Origin of the sequence: Xylanibacillus composti (assembly GCF_018403685.1) — a bacterium.
Lineage (GTDB): Bacteria > Bacillota > Bacilli > Paenibacillales > K13 > Xylanibacillus > Xylanibacillus composti.
In genome coordinates this window covers 12,117-35,581 of the sequence record NZ_BOVK01000006.1, presented here as the reverse complement: position 1 = coordinate 35,581, position 23,465 = coordinate 12,117, and the positions used below count along the sequence as shown (strand labels likewise).

27 protein-coding genes are annotated in these 23,465 nt (G+C 53.7%); 1 reads left to right on the top strand and 26 read right to left on the bottom strand.

Annotation, left to right across the window (positions count from 1 at the left end; genetic code table 11):
• Positions 1 to 167: 167 nt before the first annotated feature.
• From XYCOK13_RS02020 to XYCOK13_RS01985, 8 genes are read right to left on the bottom strand one after another with little or no spacing between them, the layout of a single operon-like run.
• The gene (locus XYCOK13_RS02020) at positions 168 to 1,133 is read right to left on the bottom strand and encodes a biotin--[acetyl-CoA-carboxylase] ligase (RefSeq protein ID WP_213410181.1); all 966 of its coding nucleotides are present in this window, start codon (positions 1,131 to 1,133) and stop codon (positions 168 to 170) included.
• A complete protein-coding gene (locus XYCOK13_RS02015) occupies positions 1,130 to 2,419 on the bottom strand; it encodes a CCA tRNA nucleotidyltransferase (protein ID WP_244864959.1) in 1,290 nt (429 codons plus the stop codon). The genes XYCOK13_RS02020 and XYCOK13_RS02015 overlap by 4 nt, the downstream gene beginning before the upstream one ends.
• 5 nt (positions 2,420 to 2,424) lie before the next feature.
• Positions 2,425 to 3,585 carry an N-acetyl-alpha-D-glucosaminyl L-malate synthase BshA gene (bshA, locus tag XYCOK13_RS02010; RefSeq protein ID WP_213410179.1) on the bottom strand — a complete coding sequence of 387 codons (1,161 nt, stop codon included), beginning with the start codon at positions 3,583 to 3,585 and terminating at the stop codon, positions 2,425 to 2,427.
• Between the two features lie 20 nt (positions 3,586 to 3,605).
• Complete coding sequence (gene bshB1 / locus XYCOK13_RS02005; RefSeq protein ID WP_213410178.1) at positions 3,606 to 4,304, bottom strand: bacillithiol biosynthesis deacetylase BshB1; 699 nt, start codon at positions 4,302 to 4,304, stop codon at positions 3,606 to 3,608.
• The gene (locus tag XYCOK13_RS02000; RefSeq protein ID WP_213410177.1) at positions 4,304 to 4,723 is read right to left on the bottom strand and encodes a methylglyoxal synthase; all 420 of its coding nucleotides are present in this window, start codon (positions 4,721 to 4,723) and stop codon (positions 4,304 to 4,306) included. Before XYCOK13_RS02000 ends, bshB1 begins: the two co-directional genes overlap by 1 nt.
• Before the next feature lie 37 nt (positions 4,724 to 4,760).
• Positions 4,761 to 5,564, bottom strand: a complete 804-nt coding sequence (gene dapB, locus XYCOK13_RS01995) for a 4-hydroxy-tetrahydrodipicolinate reductase (protein ID WP_213410176.1) — start codon at positions 5,562 to 5,564, stop codon at positions 4,761 to 4,763.
• Positions 5,565 to 5,587: 23 nt separating this feature from the next.
• On the bottom strand, positions 5,588 to 6,109 hold the full coding sequence (locus XYCOK13_RS01990; RefSeq protein ID WP_213410175.1) for a tetratricopeptide repeat protein: 522 nt from the start codon (positions 6,107 to 6,109) through the stop codon (positions 5,588 to 5,590).
• 58 nt (positions 6,110 to 6,167) lie between these two features.
• Complete coding sequence (locus XYCOK13_RS01985) at positions 6,168 to 6,503, bottom strand: nucleotide pyrophosphohydrolase (RefSeq protein ID WP_213410174.1); 336 nt, start codon at positions 6,501 to 6,503, stop codon at positions 6,168 to 6,170.
• 274 nt (positions 6,504 to 6,777) lie between these two features.
• Between XYCOK13_RS01985 and XYCOK13_RS01980 the strand changes: the two genes are divergently transcribed.
• Positions 6,778 to 7,602 (top strand): YitT family protein, encoded by an 825-nt coding sequence (locus XYCOK13_RS01980; RefSeq protein ID WP_213410409.1) that lies wholly within the window; start codon positions 6,778 to 6,780, stop codon positions 7,600 to 7,602.
• Positions 7,603 to 7,718: 116 nt separating this feature from the next.
• On the opposite strand, the gene XYCOK13_RS01975 is transcribed toward XYCOK13_RS01980, so the two are convergent.
• The 18 genes from XYCOK13_RS01975 to trpD form a co-directional block, all read right to left on the bottom strand.
• A complete protein-coding gene (locus XYCOK13_RS01975; RefSeq protein ID WP_244864958.1) occupies positions 7,719 to 8,615 on the bottom strand; it encodes a sporulation protein YpjB in 897 nt (298 codons plus the stop codon).
• Positions 8,616 to 8,694: 79 nt separating this feature from the next.
• Positions 8,695 to 9,348, bottom strand: a complete 654-nt coding sequence (locus XYCOK13_RS01970; RefSeq protein ID WP_244864937.1) for a DUF1405 domain-containing protein — start codon at positions 9,346 to 9,348, stop codon at positions 8,695 to 8,697.
• Positions 9,349 to 9,558: 210 nt separating this feature from the next.
• Positions 9,559 to 10,467 (bottom strand): c-type cytochrome, encoded by a 909-nt coding sequence (locus XYCOK13_RS01965; RefSeq protein WP_213410172.1) that lies wholly within the window; start codon positions 10,465 to 10,467, stop codon positions 9,559 to 9,561.
• Between the two features lie 34 nt (positions 10,468 to 10,501).
• Positions 10,502 to 11,173 carry a menaquinol-cytochrome c reductase cytochrome b subunit gene (qcrB, locus tag XYCOK13_RS01960; RefSeq protein ID WP_213410171.1) on the bottom strand — a complete coding sequence of 224 codons (672 nt, stop codon included), beginning with the start codon at positions 11,171 to 11,173 and terminating at the stop codon, positions 10,502 to 10,504.
• Between the two features lie 22 nt (positions 11,174 to 11,195).
• Positions 11,196 to 11,744, bottom strand: coding sequence for a Rieske (2Fe-2S) protein (locus XYCOK13_RS01955; protein ID WP_213410170.1), 549 nt, complete (start codon positions 11,742 to 11,744; stop codon positions 11,196 to 11,198).
• A 175-nt stretch (positions 11,745 to 11,919) separates the two neighbouring features.
• Positions 11,920 to 12,363, bottom strand: coding sequence for a DUF2487 family protein (locus tag XYCOK13_RS01950; protein WP_244864936.1), 444 nt, complete (start codon positions 12,361 to 12,363; stop codon positions 11,920 to 11,922).
• Between the two features lie 194 nt (positions 12,364 to 12,557).
• Positions 12,558 to 12,743, bottom strand: coding sequence for an IDEAL domain-containing protein (locus tag XYCOK13_RS01945; RefSeq protein WP_213410168.1), 186 nt, complete (start codon positions 12,741 to 12,743; stop codon positions 12,558 to 12,560).
• Between the two features lie 47 nt (positions 12,744 to 12,790).
• The gene (locus tag XYCOK13_RS01940) at positions 12,791 to 13,291 is read right to left on the bottom strand and encodes a gamma carbonic anhydrase family protein (protein ID WP_244864956.1); all 501 of its coding nucleotides are present in this window, start codon (positions 13,289 to 13,291) and stop codon (positions 12,791 to 12,793) included.
• A gap of 43 nt (positions 13,292 to 13,334) precedes the next feature.
• Complete coding sequence (locus tag XYCOK13_RS01935; protein ID WP_244864935.1) at positions 13,335 to 14,543, bottom strand: hypothetical protein; 1,209 nt, start codon at positions 14,541 to 14,543, stop codon at positions 13,335 to 13,337.
• A 432-nt stretch (positions 14,544 to 14,975) separates the two neighbouring features.
• Positions 14,976 to 15,596, bottom strand: a complete 621-nt coding sequence (locus tag XYCOK13_RS01930; protein ID WP_213410166.1) for an anti-sigma factor family protein — start codon at positions 15,594 to 15,596, stop codon at positions 14,976 to 14,978.
• On the bottom strand, positions 15,593 to 16,186 hold the full coding sequence (locus XYCOK13_RS01925) for an RNA polymerase sigma factor (RefSeq protein WP_213410165.1): 594 nt from the start codon (positions 16,184 to 16,186) through the stop codon (positions 15,593 to 15,595). The genes XYCOK13_RS01930 and XYCOK13_RS01925 overlap by 4 nt, the downstream gene beginning before the upstream one ends.
• A 449-nt stretch (positions 16,187 to 16,635) precedes the next feature.
• On the bottom strand, positions 16,636 to 17,727 hold the full coding sequence (locus tag XYCOK13_RS01920; RefSeq protein ID WP_213410164.1) for a prephenate dehydrogenase: 1,092 nt from the start codon (positions 17,725 to 17,727) through the stop codon (positions 16,636 to 16,638).
• A gap of 12 nt (positions 17,728 to 17,739) precedes the next feature.
• Positions 17,740 to 18,834 carry a histidinol-phosphate transaminase gene (hisC, locus tag XYCOK13_RS01915; protein ID WP_213410163.1) on the bottom strand — a complete coding sequence of 365 codons (1,095 nt, stop codon included), beginning with the start codon at positions 18,832 to 18,834 and terminating at the stop codon, positions 17,740 to 17,742.
• A 99-nt stretch (positions 18,835 to 18,933) separates the two neighbouring features.
• The gene (gene trpA / locus XYCOK13_RS01910; RefSeq protein WP_213410162.1) at positions 18,934 to 19,761 is read right to left on the bottom strand and encodes a tryptophan synthase subunit alpha; all 828 of its coding nucleotides are present in this window, start codon (positions 19,759 to 19,761) and stop codon (positions 18,934 to 18,936) included.
• The gene (gene trpB, locus XYCOK13_RS01905) at positions 19,748 to 20,953 is read right to left on the bottom strand and encodes a tryptophan synthase subunit beta (RefSeq protein WP_213410161.1); all 1,206 of its coding nucleotides are present in this window, start codon (positions 20,951 to 20,953) and stop codon (positions 19,748 to 19,750) included. Before trpB ends, trpA begins: the two co-directional genes overlap by 14 nt.
• Positions 20,950 to 21,627: a phosphoribosylanthranilate isomerase gene (locus tag XYCOK13_RS01900; protein WP_213410160.1), complete on the bottom strand. Its 678-nt coding sequence runs from the start codon at positions 21,625 to 21,627 to the stop codon at positions 20,950 to 20,952. The genes trpB and XYCOK13_RS01900 overlap by 4 nt, the downstream gene beginning before the upstream one ends.
• Positions 21,624 to 22,415 (bottom strand): indole-3-glycerol phosphate synthase TrpC, encoded by a 792-nt coding sequence (gene trpC / locus XYCOK13_RS01895; protein ID WP_213410159.1) that lies wholly within the window; start codon positions 22,413 to 22,415, stop codon positions 21,624 to 21,626. Before trpC ends, XYCOK13_RS01900 begins: the two co-directional genes overlap by 4 nt.
• Complete coding sequence (gene trpD, locus XYCOK13_RS01890) at positions 22,405 to 23,439, bottom strand: anthranilate phosphoribosyltransferase (RefSeq protein WP_213410158.1); 1,035 nt, start codon at positions 23,437 to 23,439, stop codon at positions 22,405 to 22,407. The genes trpC and trpD overlap by 11 nt, the downstream gene beginning before the upstream one ends.
• Positions 23,440 to 23,465: the final 26 nt, after the last annotated feature.

Below are 23,465 nucleotides of genomic sequence, written 5' to 3'. Positions count from 1 at the left end.
ATCATCTTATTCCTCATTGATCCTTCTGTCTCGGTCCCTTCGGCTCAGAGCAGAATCCATCATGATTATCGTTCGCATGTATATGCAAAATCAAACTTCGCGGCAGAGTGCAATTCCTTCCAAAGGATATCGCCTCTACCGCTATTATAGCAGATTGTGCGGATTTGTCATCCTGCCGGTGTCGATTCCGCAATATTGCTTGAGAATATCGGAACCGTTCGGCCGTCGTCGAGCCGTACGAGCAGCGCCCCTTGCTCATTTAAGCCAACGGCCATTCCTTCAACGCCGCCAACTGCGACCCGGCGCTGCAAAGATGTGCTGAGCGCCTCCCATACGGTCCGAATCGGCGCAAACCCTTCGCGCAAGTAAAGCTCGTACCAGTGCTCCATCTCTTCCAGGAAGGCCACGAGCAGGACTTCACGATCAACCGGCTCGCCGCCTGCCAGCATCAATGAGGTTGCCTTGTCCTGAAGCTCGGCCGGGAAATCGGCTTGCTCCAGGTTCACACAGATACCGATACCAGCCGCCACCGATACCAGCCGCTCTTCCTCCAGCCGCGTCTCGAGCAAGATGCCGCTAATTTTCTTGCCTGCTACCAACAGATCGTTCGGCCACTTGATGAGCGCTTCAATCTTGGTTAAGCGGCGTATGCATCTGCATAATGCAACCGCCGTTAACAATGTCAGATGAGGAGCGGAGGCAAAGGGAATATCCGGCTTCAGTATCAAACTCATCCATAGGCCTTTGCCTGGCGGGGAATGCCAACTGCGGCCCAGTCTGCCCTTTCCCGCCGTCTGTTCCTCTGCGAGAATAAGGCTCCCTTCCTCTGCTCCTTCGGACAGCCGGCGCTGAGCCTCGTTCTGCGTAGAGTCCAGCTGATCGAACAGGAATAGCGGGCGGCCCAGCTTGTTCGTCTTCAGCTTCGCCAGAATGGACGAGGCCTGCAGCTTGTCCGGCTTGCCCGCAAGCTTGTAACCGACGCGGGGCACTGCATCGAACACATACCCTTCCTCGCGAAGACGATTGATTTGTTTCCACACGGCTGAACGGCTGACGCCCAGCGTGCGGCTGATCTCCTCTCCCGACAAATATTGGTCGGGTCGGGATGCGAACAATTCCAGCAAGCGGTTCATCGTATCTCCTCCTTATCCGCCAGCTCCCGCATGTACATTTGCGCTGCATAGCGCAGTGCGTCCGGATCATTCTGGACCTCGCCCATTGCGCATTGCAACAGCAGCCACTGCTGCACATGGCTGATCCAAGGACCCGGCTTGCGGCCAAGCGTTCTTCCGATTGCCACCAGATCGCTTCCGTCCAGCTTTAATTCAGAGGCCTGCGTCGCCTCCATCTGTGCCAGCCATTTCTCTGCATGATGGATATACGCTTCGCACTGCTCTGAGCTCAAGCCTATTGCTTGAAGCACTCTTGATGAGTTTTGGAAGGTCCGCGCCAATGCCAGCCAACGCAAAGCGGCTTCCCGGCCATTGTCCAACACGGCCTCTACCCATCGCTGCCGTGAAGCCAGCCCATCGGCCAATCGTGCATGTACCAGCAGCGCAGCGCGCATTCGCTTCTGCACCGTATTGCTGTAGCGGAGCGCGCGCGACCACTGTGCAGTCGCGTCCGGACGAAGACCGGCAGCGAGCAGCCATAGCAAGGTGCGCTGTTCAGCATCGCTCAGCAACTGGAAATCGGCGGAAGCCAGCTGTGCAACCGCTTCCCCCCACGCCTGATGCGGAATAGGCCCTGATTCAGCCCAATGAAGTGGAAGCTTGGCTTCATACAGCAAGCCGAGCCCCCTGTATGGATCAGCGCCATCCATAATTCGGGCGAGTTCCGCGCCGACCCGCTCCATCGCAACATGCTTGAGCAAATGACGATGCTCCAGCAGTGCTTGCCAAGTGCCGCTTTCGATCTGAAGACTATACTCGGCAGCGAACCGAACACAGCGCATCATGCGCAGCGCGTCTTCCTGAAACCGGATAGCCGGTTCCCCTACACAGCGCAGCCTCCCTTGCTCCAGATCTCGGCGTCCGCCGAACGGATCGATCCATTCTCCATCAGGCCCTGCAGCCATCGCATTCATCGTGAAATCCCGACGCTGCAAATCTTCCTCCAGCGCGCCTACAAATTCCACTTGATCCGGCCGTCGATAGTCGCTGTACCCGGTTTCCTTGCGGAAGGTCGTCACTTCGTAGGAAAAGCCGCCGCTCAAAACCGTCACCGTGCCATGCTGCAAGCCGGTCGGGACAGTCTTGGAGAAGGTGTCCATCACGACTTCCGGCGCTGCAGCTGTCGCTATATCCACATCCTTCACCGGTCTGCCAAGCCATTTGTCGCGCACATATCCGCCCACAAAAAAAGCGGGGAACCCGCGTTCCCTCAGTGCATGTACCACTTTGGCCGCTTCCCGCTCCATTGCATTCAAGCCTTTGTCACCTCAATGGGATGCCAATTTCGATTGAGCACCCGATAATAAATTTTCTCGTAGTCGTCCGTAATCCGGTCATTGCAGAATTCCGTCCTTGCCCGGTGCAAGCATGCATCACGAAAATCTCGGTACATCGCAGGGTCGGACAGCAGCTTCACGGCAAATCCGGCCATCGCCTCTGTATTTCCGATCTCGGCCAAAAATCCGGTCTCCCCGTGGCGAACCAGCTCGGGAATGCCTCCCGCATTGCTGCCAATTGTCGGCACGCCGCAGGCCATCGCCTCCAATGCTACGAGCCCGAAGCTTTCCTTTTCCGACGGCAGCAGCAGCAGATCGGCCATGGAGATCACCTGCGCCACGTCATTCTGCTTGCCGAGAAAAATGACGCGATCCGCGATGCCAAGCTCCTTCACCTTGCACTGCACCTTCGGCAGTTCAGGTCCTTCGCCGACAAAGATAAGCTTAGAAGGCGTACTTTTGTTCACCTTGTGGAACACATCCACGACATCCAGCACTCGTTTAACGGGGCGGAAATTGGAGATATGCATCAGGATCTTCTCGCCGGGGGCAGCAAACTCCGAGCGGTACATCGAGCAGTCGCGCGGATAGTACACCCGCTTGTCGACGAAATTGTACGCCAGATCAATCGGCCTCTCAATATGCAAAGCCGTTCGAGTCTCCTTGATCAGATCTTCCGATACCGCTGTGACAGCGTCGCTTTGATTGATCGCCATGCGGATCAGATCGTTCAGCGACTCCTCTTGCGCCAGAATTGTTATATCTGTACCGTGCAGCGTTGTAACAACCTTCAGATGCTCCCCAACCATTTGCTTGGCAAGCAGCGCGCACACGGCATGCGGCAACGCATAGTGCACATGCAGCAGGTCGAGCTCCTGCATCTTGGCAACCTGGGCCAGCTTGCTGGCGAGAGATAAATCGTAGGGCGGATATTTGAACACATAGTAGTCGCTTACTTCTACTTCGTGATAAAAAATGTTTTTCTGATACTTTCCAAGGCGAAATGGCATGCTGTGCGTGATGAAGTGCACCTGATGGCCCCGTTCAGCAAGAATTTTGCCAAGCTCTGTTGCCACTACGCCCGAACCGCCCAAGGTCGGATAACAAGTAATGCCAATCTTCAGCCGGTCCCCCATGCTGGTCCCTCCCAATAAAATTACAAGGTATCTAGTACTAGCGGAATTCGCGTAACGAATCCCTCCGCGTACCCGATGGAATGCGATTGCCCCAGGGCTTTGTCGCGTGCTTCCACTCTTTCGACGTACCCCCGGTTCAATGGCGTTTCTACATAATCCGCATCCTCCGACGGTGCGGTAAACTGGCTGCGATAAGCTTTCAGCGCATTCAGTTTGGCCGGATAAACCGCACTCACATCCACGATGAAATCCGGTTTGGCTATATCGTTAATAAAGTAAAAATATAACGAATTCGCCGTCCACGCAGCCTGTTCCGGCATATATCTCCGCAGTTTGGCGTTGAACACCGCCTCCTGCACCAGCTTGCTGCATTGCACATGGTCGGGATGGCGGTCCTCCCAATACGGCGCGAGTACGGTTTGCGGCTTATAGAAGCGAATCGTCCGCACCAGCTTCGCAATCTGATCAGCAGCACCGGTCAATCCCCTGTCCGGAAGCTCCAAATTATCCCGCACAGCCAAGCCAAGTATCGCAGATGCCTCAACCGCTTCCTGCAAACGAATCTCCACCGTCCCGTTCGAGGACATCTCCGCACGGGTCAGGTCTACAATCCCTACCCGCTTGCCCTGCTCAACCAGTTTGCGAATCGTACCGCCCATCCCGATCTCTGCATCATCGGGATGAGCGCCAAATATCAGAACATCCAATGCTTGTGACATTATACGGCCCCCGGTTTGTATTTATGTACCAATTCCCGCCAAGCGAAATCGCCCCGCTCGATCGCCTTCACAAGCAGCTCGCCTGTCGCAATATTGGTCGCCACCGGTATCCCCTGTACATCCGCAAGCCTCAAAAGAGCTATAATATCGGGCTCGTGCGGCTGAGCCATCAGAGGATCGCGCAAAAAGACGATCAAATCCATCTCATTCGTCGCTACGAGCGCGCCGATTTGCTGATCGCCGCCGAGCGGCCCGGACATGAATCGCGTGATAGTCAACTTAGTCTGCTCCATAATGCGCTGACCGGTTGTACCTGTCGCATACAGCCGGTGCTGTGCAAATACGTGTTCATAGGCAATGGCGAAATTCACCATTTCTTCTTTCTTCCGATCATGCGCGATCAATGCAATGTTCAACATGCTGCTCCTTCCTCCTCTCCCGCTAGGACCGTCAGACTCAATCGATGAAATGCTCAAAGCCGTATACGATGCCCGTCAAATCCAACACTTTCTTGACGGCCACATTGACGCCAGGCATGTAGCCGGCGCGCTCATAAGAATCGTGACGAATCTTGAGAGTTTGGCCATGTCCGCCAAAAATAACCTCCTGCTGGGCGAACACACCCGGAAGCCGTACGCTATGGATACGAAAGCCGTTATAGTAGCCGCCGCGCGAGCCTTCGATCGTTTCATGCTCATTCGGGTTGCCTTGCTTATGCTCCTTGCGCACCTCCGAAATCAGTTCGGCTGTTTTGACCGCCGTGCCGGACGGGGCGTCCAGCTTCTGGTCGCCGTGGTATTCGATAATCTCCACATCCGGCATATACTTGGACGCCATTGCGGCAAATTTCATCATTAATATGGCGCCAATCGAGAAGTTAGGAGCAATGATTCCGCCGATGCCTTTGTCCCGGCAAAGCTTGTCCAATGCTTCAATATCCTCCGGCGCAAACCCGGTCGTGCCGACAACCGGCCTAACGCCGGCCCGAATGGCTGTCGTAATATTGTTCATGACCGCTTGGGGTGTAGTGAAATCGACCAGTACTTGTGCGCCCGACTCCATGAGCGCCAGCTCCAAATCTGTCTGCACGGCTACGCCGCATGGCTCTGCGCCTGCAAGAATGCCGGCGTCCTGTGCCTCCCTGGCGTCAATGGCCGCTACGAGCTGAAGCTCCGGGTCGGCCAGCACCATCTTCACAACTTCCTTGCCCATGCGGCCGCCTGCTCCGGATACGGCAACCTTTATCGGATTGTTTTCCATATCTTGTAGTCCTCCTGTTTTGCTTATCCTTTGTCATGAAATGTACGATGCAGGTTCTGCGAATACTTGATCAATAGCTCCTTGGCGCTGTCTAAATGGGGATTGAGTTTCAAGGCTTCCTTAATACTGGATACCGCATGCTCGAATTCGCCCAAATCGGCATAAGCCATGCCCATTAGCAAATACGCCTCCACCGCCAACGGATCAAGCTGAACGGCTTGCTTGAGATAGCCGATTGCAGTGAAAGCTTGGGATTTTCCTCTTGCCATGCATGCTTCAGCCTGTCTGATGCAATCCAGTGATTCAAGATGCTCCAGATGATATTTATACGTTTTTTGCGTATGGTCCAACCAGTGCGCTCTGCGCGCTGCTTGCAGCGCCGCATCCAGCTTGCCGCTTCGCGCGAACGTAATGGAAAGTTTGTGGTGATATTCCGCATTCATCGGATCCTGGCGAATGGCTTCCTCGAAAAATTGAATCGCCTGTTCAAAATCGTGATGCAGGATAGATTCATACGCTTTTTGGATATTGCGATTGCGTTCCATACGCTGTCCAACCTCCCTCCAAACGATAAAAAGGTGTTGGTACAGCATATGAGACGACTTATTGATCGGTGTTCACTTTGGTCCACCTGTCCGCATCGCGGGTTTGGAATTTCTCCATGACCTTATTGTGCGCTTCCGTCAAATCAATCCCTAACGAATTGGCAAAACAGATCGTAATAAACAAAATATCGCCGAGCTCCAGCTCAATCGAGCCTTCGCCTTCGGATGCCTTCTTCGGTTTTTCGCCATAATGATGGTTGATCTCCCTGGCGAGCTCGCCTACTTCCTCGGCCATGCGCGCCACAAGCGCAAGCGGACTGAAATAGCCCTCCTTGAACTGGGATATGTACGCATCCACTTCCTTTTGCATGTCTTGCAACGATTTCTCCGCCATATTTGCATGACCTCCTTTGTACTCGCGGAGGACAGCGCCTTTAAAACAGGCCATAGTCTGTCGCCAGCATACCTACTCTCCATGTTAAACGAAAGCGTTGTGGAAAACAAATGCTTTTTGCAGGCGCGGCGCATGCCGCTTTTTCGCCTCCGCAGCCCGAATAGGATGTAAACGTATAGGAAAGGAGCAGAATTCGAAAAATGAGGAGACAGAAGGGAGCTGTCAGCCTGTGAATCACCCTACCGTTGTTCGCAATTTGAGAATATGGCTGCCGATGCTTGCCGGTACAGCCATCTATGCCTTCGGCATTCATTTCTTCTTAATTCCGAATCAGTTCATGGAAGGAGGACTCACGGGAATTGCCCTGCTGCTGAACTACACCTTGGACATACCGCCATCCTATACGACGCTCATTCTGAACATTCCTCTCTTTTATGTGGGGTGGCGGTATTTCGGCGGCAGAACCATGCTCTATACAGTTGTCTGCACGATTGCGCTGTCGGTCTTCCTGTGGCTGATGGAGAGATGTATACGCCTGGGATGGATTGTCCCATTTCAGACGGAACATGACTTCTTTCTGGCTACCTTGTACGCAGGCGTTACCATTGGGACAGGTCTGGGCCTCGTCTTTCGTTTCGGCGGCACAACCGGCGGCGTTGATATTATTGCCCGCATCGTCAACAAGAAGCGCGGTCTCAGCATGGGGCAGATCATCCTGATGATCGACGTGCTTGTCATCGGCTCTTCCTACTTTTATATTGCAGGCGAGATGATCCTTTATACTTTGGTCATGGTGTTCATCTCCTCGCGCATCATTGACTTTATTCAGGAAGGGGCTTATGCGGCCAAGGCCTTTACGATCATTACCGATCACCCCGAAGAGATCAGCAAGAAGATCGGGCAAGAGCTTGACCGGGGCGCCACGCTGTTCCATGCGAAAGGCAGTTATACGAAGCAGGCCAAGGAGGTGGTCTACTGCGTCGTATATCGCAACGAAGTGCGCCGCATGCGCATACTCGTACGGGCCATTGATCCCCGCGCTTTCATGATCGTGCATGATGTGCAGGATGTGATGGGCGAAGGCTTCAAACCGGAATGATCTAGCGGATATATATCAAAGAAAAAAACAGAGTCACCCTTCCGGGCAACCCTGCTGTTTATCTAGTCACACCTGGCTTTTTGCTCGTGATGCAGAGCCTAGCTGCGCGAATGCTGTCATTCCCGGTCTGTATTCTGTCTCACGGCCGGCGGCCGTTCCTTCTCATAGCGATAGCGCCGGTATCCGACGAAAGTCAGAACCGTAATAATAAACGAACCAATCGCCGCCCCCCAGTACAAGACGGGATTAATCGGCAGTGAAGGCGAATATACAGGCATGTCAGCCGAGGAAGCTTCGCGGCCGAACAGCTCGCGCAGCAGCTGCCGCAGATCCTTGTCCACAGCAACGATCTCGTCGTAGGCGGGCGTATTGCGGTCCACACGGGCTTGCAAGAAGACGAGCATCGAGTCCGCCTTTGCGATCATCTGGGGGGAATGGGTGATGGCCAAACTCGGCTTGATCATCTCGTAGCGGCCCGCAAACTCCTCATAAGCGGAACGCAGCGCCTGTTCATGATGTTCTTCTGCCGCTTGGTGCATCAGCCTGGCGTTGTCTTCCATCGGCTTGTAGTAAGCTTTCCACATGGCATGTTTGGGCTGGGACAACGCATCAAAGAGCAACCGGATTTTCGCTGCCTCACGCAAACCTTTTTGCGGATCGAATTGAGCCGCATTGAACGTTCTCCTTGCTTCCCCCAGCGCGACATAGACGGCCTCCATCCCTTCTGCCGGTATCACCCCGTCCAGCGACAGGGCGGGAAATTGACGGGCAATACTCTCAAGCTGAACGCGTGCTTGTACAGGATCGTCCGCTTTCATTGCCTGATACAGCTTTTCCGATGACTGGCTTAGCTGCTGAAGCGCCAGCCTGGTGTCTTCCGGCAGTTCCTGTACCCGTATAGAAGGCAACGCTTCCCCTGCCGAACATCCCCCCAGCAGCAAAATAATCCATAAACATGCCGTTAAAGGAAATAACCATTGCAGCTGCGGCTTCAAGCGTATTGTGGATTGCACATGTAACAAAAAGGACACCTCCCCTGGCATGTACCTGTTATCATCCTATGGGGGGATGTCCAACTTTAGACCGTTTTTTCTATTTTCCGCTTTTGACTGTCGGTGATCGCCATTTTAGTACGGCTGCGGTTGCTACGCCAGCCAAGCCAAGCAGTACGGTGAACCAGCCGATCGCAGTCAAATCATCATGCAGCACCCTCGGCAAGTACGGGAAAATCCCCGCAATGTAGTCCATGCCATCGTTCCAGAGCGACCAGATCGTAACGAGGAGCAGTGATGGCCATCGATATGTAAAATACCTTGCATAAAGCAGCGCCTCCACTACCATGCCGAGATGGGAAACAATCAGCATATAATGCTGCCAATTCAATATATCGCCCTGCAAGCCGCCCGCCACGATCATAGTGACGGCCCAAATGCCATACTTAAACAAAGTCACGACGGCAAATGCCTCGATAAACGCCCACACTGCGCCGCTGGCAGATGTTCTTACAGCTGGCGGCCACCATAGCAAACCAATCAAGGCCAGCGTCAGAAACAAGCTTGCTGTAGGACTGTCAGGCACAAAAGGCAAGTACCAGACGGGCTTGTTCGCCGCAACCTCCGCAAGCTGTTTGCTGTACCATATGTAGCCGTAAATAGTCCCTCCTCCATTGATGAGAATCAGAAGCAGCAAACTGCGAGGGTTCAGCAGCCACTCCTTTCTCCAAAACCGCATCCAATTTGGCAGCATTTCCAGCCCCCCATTTTATTTACGCATATTAGCGAAACGAACCCTCAATGCCGATACCTGTTACACGAGGGGCTCATCCTTCTTTATACGAAAAAGTCTATGTTCTTCGGACGCCCGAGCCTTTTGATATCGGGGAACAGGAGCTTAGGTTATGAAAAAAACCTGATCGTTATAGATCAGGTTTTTTTCCCTATTGCCTGTTCGGCCTTATTAGCCTTCTTCAACCTCGGCACCGGCGTCGCTCTTCTGTCTGGCAAGCCAGTCGGCCAACAGATCAATGTCTGCATCAGTCAAGCCTTGATCAAGGTTTTGTTGATATTGGGCGGGCATAGTCCCGATGCCCCCTTCAATAATGGCGAGCAATTCTTCCTTCGAATACTTGTCGCCAATCCCTCGCAGTGTCGGCAATTGAGGCGGCATGCCCTTCAGCTCGTCTCCGTGACAAGTCATACAAGTCGACCGCTGATAAATCTGGAAGCCCTCGTCGTCCTTGTCAACAATCGCAGCGAGCTCCGGTTCTTGACCTGGCGTCGGTGCCGGGCGGCCGGCTTCAATCGCGGCAAGCAGTTCATCATGACGCTTGATATGCTCGGGAATGATACCGTTCACTTCCAACTCATGCTGGTAATGCTGCCAAGAAACAACTGTCAGGTAGCCAACGGCAATAATAGAAAGCAGCATCAGCGAAGATGCGATCGGACGGCGGTAGAAGCGGCGTTCTTTCCCAGTATCCAGGAAAGGGGCCAGCAACAGACCGCCGAAAGCAAGCCCCGGAATGACCAGGGTGCCAAGCAGGATGAAGCTGTCTGCCGCATACGGATATTTCAAGAGCTGATACAGGAAAAGGAAATACCAGTCCGGCATAGGAATAAAGGAAGTATTCGTCGGATCTGCCGGATAGCCTAACGGCGATGGATGCGAAATAACGAGCATCATGTAACCGACCATGACGACCGCGCCAACCATCCATTCCTTCAGCAGAAAGTTCGGAACGAAAGCTTCCGATTTCCCCGGATATGCGGAATAATCGCGTGGGATATTATTTTTCTCGTACTTGCGTACGCGCGAGTCGCCAACATAGACGACTTTTTCATTCGGATCATGCGGTTGGTGAGCCAAGCTTTGCTCCTCCTTTCATTGTGCAATGTTGTCTTTAGAGTGGTCCGGATATGCCTTGCTTGCGAATCATGAAGAAATGCGCGCCAAGCAATGCCAGCAATGCTCCGGGCAGGAAAAAGACATGGAGCGCAAAGAAACGGGTGAGCGTCTGCGCGCCGACAATGTCGCCGCCTTGCAGGAATGTCGCTATGTACTCCCCTGCGTAAGGCACGGACGCGGCAATCTGAATGCCGACCTTCGTTGCATAATAAGCCTTGTTATCCCAAGGAAGCAGGTACCCGGTGAACCCCAGACCCAGCATGACGAAGAAAATCAGCATGCCGACGACCCAGTTCATCTCGCGCGGCGCCTTGTACGACCCTGTAAAGAATACGCGCAGCGTATGCAGGAACATCATGACGATAACCAAGCTTGCTCCCCAATGGTGCATGCCGCGTACAATCACGCCGAATGCTACCTTGTGCTGCAAATAATCAACACTCTTGTACGCATTGACGATGTCGGGCACGAAGTACATCGTCAGGAACATACCCGACAAAATTTGAATGACTGTGATGAAAAACGTCAGGCCGCCGAAGCAGTACACGAACGCGGAAAAATGATGGGCCGGATTTACGTGCTCAGGCACTTCATGATCCGCCACATCTCTCCACATCGGCGTAATGTCCAGACGTTCATCGATCCAGTTATAAACACTTTTCAGCATCTGTAACTAACGCCTCCTCCTGTTACACTCGTTCGTTCGCGTGAATACCGCCCAGGTAAACCCAGCCGTTGTCCACCTTTACTTCATATTGGTCAAGCGGCGCCGGAGCGATGGCGAGTGCCTCCCCATCCTTCGTATAATGAGCGCCATGGCATGGACAAAAGTATTGATCCGGATAATCTCCGCTTCCGTTCCAGTTCACCGTACAGCCCAAGTGCTTGCAGACCGGTGACAAGGCGAAGATATTTCCATTCTCATCCCTGGAGATCCATGCTTCCATAGTTGGATCGCTTTCGTACCATCCGTCTATCTGATGGACAGTAAACCTGAAAGACTGAGGCACTTCCGTAATTTCTTCAACCTGCGCCACTTTGACAAAATCTGATCCTTCTTTTCTCTGCAACAGTGGATCAACCGCAAAACGCAGATTAAAAATCAATGGCACGCCGACCATGAATGCCCCGGTACCTCCGAGGGTATAAGAAAGAAATTGACGGCGGGACATTTCGCGACGGGCTCTCTTCGGATGTTGTCCCGACTCGTGCGCCTCTTGGTTGTGTTCTTCTCTCATTGCGTGTGTACCCCCTTTACGAACCGTGGTCATTAACATAAATATAATAGCTTAGGACATGGGGAGCGTCAAGAATACCTCTGCGTGAAATCAGCCTGCCCGGCCGCCCACTTCGCAAAATGTTGCGAATTTGTCACAACTCATGAATTGTAACGCAGTGTATATCTTGGTTGCCTTAGCATTCGTCCTCTGGTAGCTTTTTATTCCACATTTCCCTGACTTTCTCCTGCACGGTTCCCGACAAATCATTTCCCGATTCGTCCACATTCGCGTCTATGTGCAAATCTACTGCACCGCAGCGGATATGCTTTGGCCACGGCATCGCGGACATGACCATGACATAGCGGAACTGCTCCTGCTTGAGCTGACGGCTGAGCTCGTCCACAGCGGCCGCGGTTTGCTCCCAATCGCTCATTCTGTAATGCATAGCCGGATACGTCACGATCCTTCCCTTGAAGGGCTGTTCCACCAAGTCCAACCAATCCCTCAGTCGCTCCAAGCCCTCAACAGCCTGCCACGGCGCTTCTGCCCCGCTCAGTCCCGTTACCGGAATGACACATGTATCGAGATACGGCTTCAGTTCATTCCATTGCTGTTCATCCAAATCGCTAAACTTCATTGCTCGCTGCATCCCCTTTGTTCATTAAGTACTCGGCGCGAGCGCCGATCTGCCTCGCGCTATCATCTTTAAGGTACTGCTGTTATGAGCGTAGCATGTTCCAAGTCATATGAAAAGCTGCCGAATGAATTCGGCAGCTTGACTCGCACCAGGGGCGGTATCCCGGTTTATCAGCTTATTGTTCATCTGGTCACTTACTGATTCTGCAGTGCCCGCAAATCATCTGTTAGCTTCAAGAAAGTTGCTTCGTCCCCGTATTGGAGCGCCTCGTCGATCGCTTCATAAAGCTGTCTCAGCCGAAACTCGCGAAGCGCCTGATCCAATACCATTTCTGCGTGCAGGCTCAGCAGAGCGTCATAGATCATACTCATCTTTTCCATCAGCGTATCCCTCCTAGTTAAAAACGAAGTGATCCGCATCGAACGAATCAGAAAAGCGAATACTCTCTCCCTTTCTGCACATAGCTTTCCATTGTCCGACGCATGCGGAGCAGATCTTTTTCGTTCAATTCCCTAACCGCCTTTGCCGGGGTGCCAAGAGCGAGTGTGTAGGGCGGAATTTTGGTATTCTCAGTGACGAGCGCACCGGCCCCTATTAAAGCATATTCTCCGATTTCCGCGCCGTTCAGGACGATGGCCCCCATGCCGATTAATGTGCCTTTACCTATCGTGCAGCCATGAATGATGGCCCCGTGGCCGACAGACACTTCCTCGGCAACCAGCAGCGGCTGATCGGTGTTTACATGTCCGACGCAGCCGTCCTGAATGTTCGATCTTGCGCCAATTCGTATCGGCGCCAAGTCCGCTCGCAGTACCGTATTGAACCAAATGGACGCCTGTTCCCCGATTGTCAGGTCGCCAATCAGCTGAACACCTTCAGCAACATACACGTCTTTCCCAACTTGAGGAGATTTTCCCCCGTATGCCATCCGCAACATGGACACACTCCCTCCCGAATTTGGGGTGATTGTATCAACCGTGCAACGGCTTGTCAATGCCTGCAGCGAGACCTGTGCGCATGCGCTCGCTCATCACGGCATCTCCTTCCTCCATGACGGGAACCGGACCTTCCATCGGGATAGCCTCCTCATCGGCGACGAATGTGCCGCTGATTAAGCGATCCCCCAACGCCGTTGTTTGGACGACCAACCCGGCCTGGGCATGCTCGCCAATGCGCACAAGTCCGAGATGCATCAGCATCTGCAAAATTCGATGCTCCAGAATGGAATCGGGGGTGTCGTAGTAGAATGGCTGTATGAATGGCCCCAGCACCTGTCTGAGCGATTGGACCGTAACCCATTCTCCGGCGAGTCTGCGTATCCACTGGACGTGCGCATTCAAATTGCGCACAGGTGTCTGATAAAGCTTCAACCAAAACTTGTACAGAGCAAGCGGACTCTCCCTCGTGCCTTCGGAAATCCTCCTCTCTCCATGTTCGCGCAAGCGAAGCCTTCCTTCATGTTCTTCTATGTATTGGTGATAGTAGCAGTAATCATAGAGAAGCGAGAAACGATTCGGATAATCGCGGAAGCGCCTTCCGTAGCCGAAGCGCCAGCCGCCCTTGGACACCGGCTCTTCCTGAACAGACAATGCATCCATTAGCGGCTGCAAATGGCGTTTGTATATAACTCCATCCTGCGTCAAGGTAATGTCCTGCTGGCGGACGAACCGGAGAAAGCGCTGCACATCTTCCGCCAACAGCTGCTGCTCTTCTCTGTACATTTCGGGTTCCGATGCATACCTGACCTCCTGCCTCAGTCGTACAGTCAGCAGATCTGCCATTCGTCGCTTCAAGTCATTCGGAATTTGAAACAGAAACTTGGTTTGGTGCGAATGTCCGTTGAACAGCCATCCCCGCTGTTTGAAGCGAAGGATCGTCTGCCGTGGCGACCAGTTCTGATCCTCCTCCGCATAATCAAATCTCGCCTGCCTGGCTTTTGCCGTCAATTCCTCCAGGCTGTAAGCTTCACGCTGATCGAACAGGAGTGCATGGATAAAGCGCAAATCCTCCAGTTCCAGACTGCCAATCGATTTTTCGAAGATTTCCCGGTGATTCAGTGTATTCAGAATGGACTGGATCATGTCCCGCTTGGAATGTGTGTCGCAGGGGCATTCATAATGTTTGGCAATCGTGCTAAGCTGCTTCACGTCGGCGTAACTGAGCATATCCGCTAAATTCATAGGGTTACCTCCGAATCGTTTCGCTATTCTTAGCACCATTATCGGCTTTGGCTCATGCTTTTATTCCTGCTTGCCCCATTTCATCGAAAAAAATACAGTCTATTCAAAAGCAATCGGATAGGAGGCTACTCATTAGTTGAGTATCTACATGATGAGATTCGGGCAGTATTGGACTTTGCTTTGTGTTGCAAGCTCGTCCGTCTCATCATGCCTTCTATGTGATTTCTGTTCGTCAGACCGAGGGTTTGCCTCTGGCTTCCTTCAGATTCGGCCTCGCGACCGACACCCTTGCCTTCAGCTAACAGTTCCTACTGCCAAGCCTGTAGCGGACTTTCACCGCCTAGTTACCGCCCATGCCGGGCGCACAACGAAAAACGCCTCAGCGAATGTCTCTCTTCGCCGGGGCGTTTTGTATGTCTGCGTATAGGCAAATCACACGCGAACTCTCGAGAGCCAGTTCATGATGAGCAAGGCGCTGATCAAGCCAAGCAGAGAAAAGGCAACGTAGTAATTCGGGTCTTTGGGGACAGCTTCCATTCGGATGGCCGTCGGTTCGCTGATGCTGGCTACGAGCAGCTTGATCGAGTCGGATTGCCGGCCTGCCGCAACCGATCCGTCATCTGCCTCGATTATAGCGGTAGCTGGTGCCTTGAGTCCGTACAGCACAACCTCCTCGGCACTTTCCGTATCGAAGACCGATGCGAAGAAACTTACGATAAACAGCGCCAGGCAAAACGCAATGATTCCGTTCAAATTTCGTCGCAAACGCGCAGACCAGCGATAAGAACGCTCGTTTACAGGCATGCGCCACGACTCGTCCTGATAGATGCGATCCATAACGGATAAGGACAAGGCTGTTTCTTGCTTCCTGGCAATGGCCTCATGCTCGCGGGACGCGATTTGAATCAAATCGCGGCTTTCCCGCCAAATCTCAAATTCTGCCCGGCAAGAATCGCACTTCGCCAGATGCTGATCGATCTGCTGACGGAGCGGATCTTGAGCAAGGAGATCCCAATATATACCTAGTGATTTTTGCGCTTCCAAGCACTTCATCGTTGATTCATCCCTTCAACTTCGCCGAATATCGGTTCAAGCAGATAAGGCTCGAGCTGAGATTTCACACTAGCCCTTGCCCGAAACAGCAGCGATTTCACCGAACTGACCGTCTGCCCAAGAATATTCGCAATCTCCTGGTAATCCAATTGCTCATATTCCCGCAAAATGAGCGCCGAACGCTGCTTCTCGGGCAGGTTGTTGATAGCCTTGCGCACCATGACAACCTTCTCGTTACGGAGCGCTGTGGCCTCCGGCAACGTATCAGCCGGAGCTAACGGCGTATATCCGCTGTCTTCCAATGATACTTTATAGCTTTTCTGCTTCCGCAGCTCGCTTAACACCGTATTTCTTGCAATCGTATACAGCCATGTTGAAAAGGAAGCCTCCGCTTCGCGAAAGGAATTCAGGCTGCGATACGCCTTGTAGAACGTTTCCTGGCACAAATCTTCCGCAACCATCTCCATGCCCGCGCTTTTCAGCATGTGATAGATAAAGGCGAGGATCTTGCGCTCGTAACGATCGATTAGTTTCGCATAAGATTGCACATTTCCATCTTTGATCTCGCGTATGAGTTGGGAATCGGTCATTACAAGCTATCCTCCCTTGCAAGCCGCCCTCTCTATCGGAAATGTTACCCTATTGTACCCGTTCCGTATAAGAAAGTTGCGGCGAACCGAAAAAAATCTAGGATCAAGTAAATATTCTTTGTCCAGCGACAAATTCCTGCTCCAACCGACAGGACACAGGACAAGTGAAATACCACCCGCAATTCAAAATATTACCATGAGCGAGCGGTTTCGACTAGCCCTTCTTTTTATATAGACGCAACAAATACGAAAAAAGTTGAGGGAATCAAAAAAAGTGAACGCTTTCAAAACAAAAAAAATCCACCTTATCAAATATAAGGTGGCTGCACATAGTGCTAGTAAATTTCGGATAGGAGTGGAGAGAAACCATACTGTACTTTTATTATATGAATCCGTTTTCATTTTGTCAACACTATAAAAGAAATTTCTTCATTTATTTTGAAAAAAACTTAGAAATGCAGCGAATACCCCAGTTCTTTCAGCACTTCAACAGCCCGATCCAGCTGTTCTTCCTCCCGGAAGGACAACCGCATCACTCCCGGTACGTCAAGGCGACTCTCCATAATTTGGATGTTGCTCAAGTTGATCTGGCGGCTGCCCAGCTGGCCGGCAATTTCACCAACTACGCCGGGATGATCCGGGACATCCACATATACATCAAAGGTAGAGTGAATGACTCCCTTGCGCCGCTCCGGCAGAGCGTTCCGAAAGCTCCCCGCCTTCATGAACTCCGACTCTATTCCAGCGCCGTCCTCCTTGTTCAGCATGTCGATGAACCCGTCCATTCTCTCCTTCCAATCCTCAAGCAGGCGAAGCACAACGGAGCGGTTGTTAAGCAAGATGTCGCGCCAAATAATCGGGTCGCTCGATGCAATGCGCGTGATGTCCCGAAAGCCTCCAGCTGCTAGACGCTCATAGAGGTCATTCTCCTCGTTGTAATCTGCAACCTGATTGACAAGCGCCACGGCAATGACATGAGGAAGATGACTGACTGCGCCCACGATATCATCATGCTGAGCTGGCGCCATCTTGACAATATGGGCGCGGGTGTGGGCAAGCAGCTGCTCCAAGCGCTCCACTTCTAGGGCAGGCGTCGATTCGTCCGGTGTAAGCACATAGAACGCATTCTCGAACAGGTGCGATGTTGCGGCCTCGACGCCCGACTGCTCCTTGCCTGCCATCGGATGTCCCCCGATGAAATGCACATTCTCCCAATGCAGCGACTTGGCAGCATCCATCACCGTTCTTTTTGTACTGCCTACATCGCTGATGATGCATCCCGGCTTTAGCCGCATGCCGTTCAATTTTTGAAGATAGTCTTCCAGACAGCCGACCGGCACACAGAGAAAGATAAAATCGGCATCTCGCGCAGCTTCCTCCATCGATGTCGTCGCCTCATCCACCACACCGCGCTTCAAATATTTGTCCACAGATGCCGGATTATTCGAATGGCCTGCCACCCGGAGGCCCGGCTTGCCCTTCAAGCACAAGGCAAGCGAGCCGCCGATCAGGCCGACGCCAAAAATGGCTACTTTTGTCACTCTCTCAACCTCCTATGCGCTAACGGTTTTCAACACGTCCTCCAGCGCAATCAAAAACGCCTCGTTCTCTTCACGGCTGCCGACCGTGACGCGAATGGACTCCGGATAGCCGAGACTATGTCCGCCGCGCACGATGATGCCATGGCGAAGGAGCGCTTCGAATACGGCCAATGCCGGACGTCCTGTATGAATCATGATGAAATTGCCGTATGCAGGGAAATAGTCCAGCCCCAGTTCATCCAGCCTTCCTTGAATCAGTTGGATGCCTTCGAGATTGCGCTCGCGGCACTCCTTCACGAATGAGTCATCTCCCAATGAAGCCAGCGCCGCTGCCTGGCCATACCGCGTAGTATTGAACGGCTCTCTCACTTGATTGACAGCATGAATCACATCCGGATGTCCGACTCCGTAGCCGATGCGCAAGGAAGCCAGACCATAGATCTTGGAAAATGTCCGCAGCAGCACCAAATTCGGATACTGCTTCAAGAGCGACAGGCCATCCGGAAAGTCCGGTGTTGCGATATATTCCACATAGGCCTCATCGAGCACCACCATCGTTTCGGGCGAGCAGCCGCGCATAAATTGCTCGACCTCGGCATGGGTCACAATCGTTCCGGTCGGGTTGTTCGGATTGCAAATCCAGACGATTTTCGTCTTCTCTGTGCATGCCGCAAGCATCGCCTCCAGATCGTGCTTTCCGTCCTTAAGAGGAACCTCAATCACCGTAGCTCCTTCTATTTCCGCATTGTGCTTATACTGGGGGAACGTGTGGGTGGCCATTACGGTTTCGTCTCCGGGCAGCAAGTAGGCGCGTGTCAGCATCAGGATCACTTCGTCCGAGCCTGCTCCGAAGATAATCTGGTTCGGCTGAACGCCCAGCCGCTCGCTTAGAGCTGCCGTTAGAGCAACAGCCCCCCCGTCCGGATAAATATGTGTGGAATCGAGCTCGGCAAGTATGGCTTCCCGCGCTTTCGGCGAGCAGCCGAACGGATTTTCGTTCGACGCCAGCTTGATGACTTTGTCCAGCCCGAGTTCCCGCTTGACTTCCTCAATCGGCTTGCCCGGCTGATATACGGGCAAATGAACAATACGTGATTTCGGCTTCATCTTGACAAAACCCCTTTTCCTGATCGATTTCTGTTATTCAATGAAGCAGGAGGCAATGTGAAAAGACCACGTTCGCATACGGTGGATATAACCTGCTGCTTACTGTCCTCTTAGCTGCAGAACAAACTCTCGAATTTGCTCTAGCCCTCGCTCGCGTTCCGCGACCGAATCCAGCAGCGGCGCCGATTTTTCAATCTGATGCACGATTGCACTTCCGACCACAATACCGTCACAGATTCCGGAGAAGCGCTTGAATTGCTCCGCATTGGAGATGCCAAAGCCGATTGCGATCGGCAGTGACGCAGCTTGCTTGACCGTGTTCAGAAACTGGTCGATGCCGTCATGGAACTGGGCGCGCATGCCCGTTACGCCCAATGATGAGACACAGTATATAAATCCGGACGCCTTGGAGACGATCCGCTGAATCCGCTGCTCCGAGGTAGGGGCTACGAGCGGAATGAGGTGCAGCCCATGCTTGGCGCAAGCCTCGCGGGCAGGGCCGTCCTCCTCATGCGGCAGGTCCGGAATAATCAGCCCGCTGATGCCGGCCTCTGCCGCTTCCTGCATCACAAGCTCGATCCCGGTCTGCAGCACCGGATTATAGTAACTGAACAAAATAAACGGAATGGTGACGCCTGCTTCCCTTGCTTCCTTGGCGATAGCGATGCACTGGCGGATCGTGATCCGGTGGCGGAGCGCCCGTTCCGAAGCGCGTTGAATGACCGGGCCATCGGCCAGAGGATCCGAATAAGGCACACCTAGCTCTACCATGCCTGCCCCGCACTCTTCCAGCACTTTCAGAATTTCAATGGTTGCAGCCGGTTCAGGATCGCCCACGGTGAGAAAAGGCATGAACAGCGCTTCTCCCCGCTTCCTGCTGGCGGCAAATGCCTCGTCGATTGCATTGTTCACCTTAGTGGACTCCATCCGCACTACCTCCCAAATGCTCCATAATCGCCTCGACGTCCTTGTCCCCGCGTCCGGACAAATTGACGACCAGCAGCTCGTCCTTGCCCATCTGCGGCGCGAGCTTCGCCGCATAAGCGATAGCATGGGCGCTTTCCAAAGCAGGGATAATGCCTTCGGTCCGGCTCAGCAGCTGCACGCCATCGAGCGCTTCCTCGTCGGTTGCGGGCACGTATTCGGCTCGCTCGGCATCCTTCAGATAGGAATGCTCCGGACCAATCCCCGGATAATCGAGACCGGCGGAAATCGAATGAGCCGGCAGCACTTGGCCGTATTCGTCTTGAAGCAAGTAGCTGAAGGAGCCCTGGAACACCCCGTGCGAGCCTTTCGACATCGTGGCCGCATGCTGTTCCGTATCGACCCCGTGTCCGGCTGCTTCCACACCGATCAAGCGAACCGCCTGATCCTCAACGAACGGGTAAAACATGCCGATGGCATTGCTGCCTCCGCCTACGCAAGCGACGATTGCATCAGGCAGGCGGCCTTCCAGCTCAAGAATTTGCGCTTTCGTCTCATCGCCGATGATGCGCTGAAAGTCGCGCACGATCATAGGATATGGATGCGGGCCTGTTGCCGAGCCCAAAATATAATACGTATCCTGCACGTGGCTGACCCAGTAGCGAAGCGTCTCGTTGCAGGCATCCTTCAAGGTGCGCGTGCCGGAAGTGACCGGTACGACCTCAGCGCCAAGCAAGCGCATGCGGAAGACGTTCAGCTTTTGGCGGCGCATGTCTTCCTCGCCCATGAACACCTTGCATTCCAGTCCAAGCAAGGCAGCTACCGTAGCCGAAGCTACTCCATGCTGCCCGGCGCCGGTCTCGGCAATGATTTTCGTTTTTCCCATACGCTTGGCCAGCACTGCCTGACCAATCGCATTGTTGATCTTGTGTGCGCCTGTATGGTTCAAATCCTCTCGTTTCAAGTAAATCTTGGCGCCGCCCAGTTCCTCTGTCAGCCGCTTCGCGTAGTACAGCGGCGTCTGGCGGCCTGAATATTCCCGCAGCAAATAACGGATTTCTTCCTGAAAATCCGGCTCCGCCGAATAGCGGCGATATGCGTCTTCAAGCTCCATGAGCGCATTCATTAACGTCTCGGGCACGTAGCGGCCGCCGAATTGGCCAAATCGTCCGTGCTCGTCCGGCCATTGCTTCATTTTCTTTCCATCCTTTCCAGGAAGCCTTGAATTTTATTGAGATCCTTTATTCCGTCCGTTTCTACCCCGCTTGATACGTCCACACCGTCCGGCGCGTACTGGTCGAGCAGCTCCCGCACGTTGCCCTCATGCAAGCCGCCTGCCACGAACAGCGGCAACTTCTTGGCGCGTGCCCAAGCCTGATAGAAAGGAATAACCGACCATTGAAAGGTCTTGCCGCTTCCTCCGCCAACATGGGGATCGTACGTATCCAGCAGCAGTCCATCTATAGAACCGAGATAAGGGGCGCATTGTTCGGCGACGGTCTCAGGTGAAACCGTCGTGCTGCGTGCCGGAATAGAGATGGCCTTGAACACTTCCGCTTTCGGCCAGCCCTCCTTCACCGTCTTGCAGAAGGAAGGCGATTCGCTGCCGTGCAGCTGAATCATATCTAATGGCGCCTCGGCCATGACGGACTGAAGCTCCGCCATCGACGGGTTGACGAACACTCCTGCAGCAAGCGGTCTGTCAGCTTGCTTGCGCAGCATTCGAATCCATCCCCCTGCCTCCTGCGGTGTCACCTTGCGCCTGCTTTCGGCAAACACCAGACCGATATAATCTACGGGCAAACGTCCTACTGATTCTACCATTTCGCCCGAACGCAGTCCACAGATTTTCACCATCGCTCGGGTCATGCCCGCCCCTCCATCAGGTCGCGAACCGCCTGCCCGACATCCGGCTGCCGCATGAAATGCTCGCCTATCAAAACCGCCTGGGCTCCGATCTGTTTCAAGTACTGCAGATCCTGGGGAGCAGCGATGCCGCTTTCGCTGACAACCGTTGCCTCCTTGCGGATTTGCCCGATCAGCTTTTCGGTAGTCTGCAGATCAGTATGAAACGTACGCAAATCTCGGTTATTGATGCCGATCAAGGTCGCGTCCAGCTCCAGCACCTGCTCCAGCTCCGCGCTGTCATGCACCTCAACGAGCACATCCATGCCCAAGCTCCGGGCTTCGCGCAGGAAGTCGGCCATCTGCTGCTTCGTCAGAATAGCCGCAATAAGCAATATGGCGTCCGCGCCGATAGCACGCGCTTCATAAATCTGCAGCGGATCAATGATAAAATCCTTGCGCAGCAAAGGTACGGCTACCGCTTCGGATACACGCGTCAAATATTCATTGGCGCCTTGGAAATATTGGCGATCCGTCAATACCGAGATGCAATCCGCCTGCGCTTGCTCATAGGTGCGGGCCAGTGCTACCGGATCGAAATCTTCGCGGATCAGCCCTTTGGACGGGGATGCCTTCTTCACTTCGGCAATCAAGCCAATGTCCCGACGGCGTCCCTGAGTCAGCGCATGTTCGAAGCCCCGGCAAGGCTTCCAATCCCGCAATTGCGGTTCCCAATCGGCAAGCCTGGGCTTGCTCGCCTTCAACTGCTCCACTTCCTGCTTTTTGGTTGCGACAATCCGATCAAGAAACATGGGCCAGCTCCTTTGTCACCCTAACCAGGTGCTCCAGTTTTTCCATTGCTATGCCGCTGTCTACGATACGCCCGGCAAGCTCCACGCCATCGCGCAGGCTGTCCGCCTGCTCGTCCAAGTAGAAGCATGCGCCTGCATTGGCCAGCACAATATCGCGGGCCGCGCCTTTCTTGCCGGCAAATACTTGGCGGATGATTTCCGCATTCTCACGCGCATCCCCGCCGACAACGTCGCGCATTTCATACTGCTTCAGCCCAAGCTCCTCGGGCGTTACATCGAAGGTTTGGATCGCGTCATTGCGAAGCTCTGTGATCTGCGTTGGCGCCGAAATGCTGATTTCATCAAGCCCGTCATGACTGCATACCACCAACGCGCGGTACAAACCGAGCTCACGCAGCACAAGAGCAAGCACTTCAGTTCTGCGCCGCTCGAACACCCCCATCAGCTGGCGGTCGGCGCCTGCAGGATTCGTCAGCGGCCCGAGCATATTGAAGATTGTGCGGAACCCGATCTCCTTGCGGGGCGCCGCCGCATGCTTCATCGATTGGTGGAATACCTGCGCGAACATGAAGCATAAGCCCACTTCATCCAAGCAGCGTGCCGCCTGTTCATGATTCAGCGTAATCTGCACGCCTAGCGCTTCCAATACATCGGCGCTGCCGCTCTTGCTGGAAGCAGCGCGGTTGCCGTGCTTGGCAACACGGACTCCGCCAGCAGCCGCGATTATCGCGGCCGCCGTCGATATGTTGAACGTGTTCATGCCGTCGCCGCCAGTGCCGCAAGTGTCAAGCAGACTGCGGCGCTCGGTTTCCACCCGGCTCGCCTTGCCCCGCATAATTTCGGCAAAGCCTGCAATCTCATCGATGCTTTCGCCCTTCATGCGCAAAATTGTGACCAGCGAAGCAATTTGCGCTGGCGTCGCCTCGCCTTCCATAATGCAGCTCATGACGCTGCGCGAATCCTCCCGGCTCAGACTGTGGCCCTGAATCAGCTTGGCCAGGGCCTCCTTCATCATATCTCCCATCTTGTTTCTCCTCCTCTACTTGGATA